The organism is Okeania hirsuta, from assembly GCF_003838195.1.
GTDB lineage: Bacteria > Cyanobacteriota > Cyanobacteriia > Cyanobacteriales > Microcoleaceae > Okeania > Okeania hirsuta.
Genome location: NZ_RCBY01000583.1, coordinates 1 through 1336 on the forward strand (window position 1 = coordinate 1; position 1336 = coordinate 1336).

The 1336-nt window shown below is 36.6% G+C and carries 1 protein-coding gene; it reads right to left on the reverse strand.

Going from position 1 to position 1336, the window contains the following annotated elements:
- Window positions 1–319 precede the first annotated feature (319 nt).
- On the reverse strand, window positions 320–1087 hold the full coding sequence (locus D5R40_RS33020) for a hypothetical protein (RefSeq protein WP_339379563.1): 768 nt from the start codon (window positions 1085–1087) through the stop codon (window positions 320–322).
- Window positions 1088–1336 lie beyond the last annotated feature (249 nt).

Below are 1336 nucleotides of genomic sequence, written 5' to 3' on the forward strand. Positions count from 1 at the left end.
TGACGTTCCCCATCCCTTGTCACCCATTCTACTTGCCAATAAGTAGAGCGATCGCCATTTTGATTTACAGTCTTTAGTGGGTGTTGTTAAAGAAGGAAGAAGGAAGAGGGAAGAAGGAAGAAGGACTAAAGTTGGAAATAAGAAGTAAGAAGGAAAAAGTAGATAGGGATAGTCTCCAAAAAGCTACTCCAAGTCTATAAACTCCAAGCAATCTTTACCCCTTCTTACTTCTTCCTGATAAATTATATCCCTTCTTCCTTCGAGTTGATAACTTTTAATTTTCAACTTTAGTCCTTCCTACTTATTCTTTCCTTCCTTCTTACTTCTTATTTCCAACTTTAGTCCTTCTTCCTTCTTCCCTCTTCCTTCTTCCTTCTTTAACAACACCCACTAAAGACTGTAAATCAAAATGTCGATCGCCCCCACTCAGACAAATACCAGCACTCACCACAGTCAAATCATTTTTCTCAATAGCAGAACTATGACGTTCCCCATCCCTTGTCACCCATTCTACTTGCCAATAAGTAGAGCGATCGCGAAAATCCTGCAATTCACCTCCTCCCATTTCTAACGCTTCACGCAGTTGTTTTTCATCCCTTTGTTGTTGCATTTGTTTCATAAACTCTTCTTTTTGTCGCGCTACTAAGTCATAAACTGTTTTCATTTCTGGTGTTATCCCCTTAAACCTGACTTCTTTGAGTGGCGTAATATTTTTGAACGCTTCCCGTAACTGTTCCGCAACAAAAGGATCGGCACGGCGATCGATATCTTCAAACCACCAGGAACTACCATCAAATCTAGCAATTATTGACTCAAACATAGCTCCTTCTGTTACTATATGAACTGCTATAGGTTTAGCAAAACCAAAACGTTGTTTAGCATCAGATTCATTAGTTGGATATGCTAGCCATTTTTGCCCTTTTAATTGACAAGCAAGGAATAATCTAAGAGGTTTTAAAAGTTGGAAATATTCCTCTAATTGAGGCAAATTTGGTTCTTCTACAAATTTTGCTATTTTGTCATTAATTGGTTGAAAAATTCCCCAACCTTCAATTTTTTTAGGTTGAGTTTGAAAGGTATAAACCATTCCTGCTACTTTTGTTTTGACTCGCCCATTTCTTATACAAGGTGCTAGAAATTGAATATTATTTAATTGTGCTTCTTGAGCAGCTAATTTGTTTAATAAATTTCAAATATCTGTCATAGTTTTTGATTTATTGAAGAAGGAAGAAGGAAGAGGGAAAAAGGAAGAAAGAAGAAGGAATAAGTAATATCATGTCTGTTGGTATCGTTTGTGTAAAAGTTAGCGTGGATATCTACAGGAAATTTAAGTTTT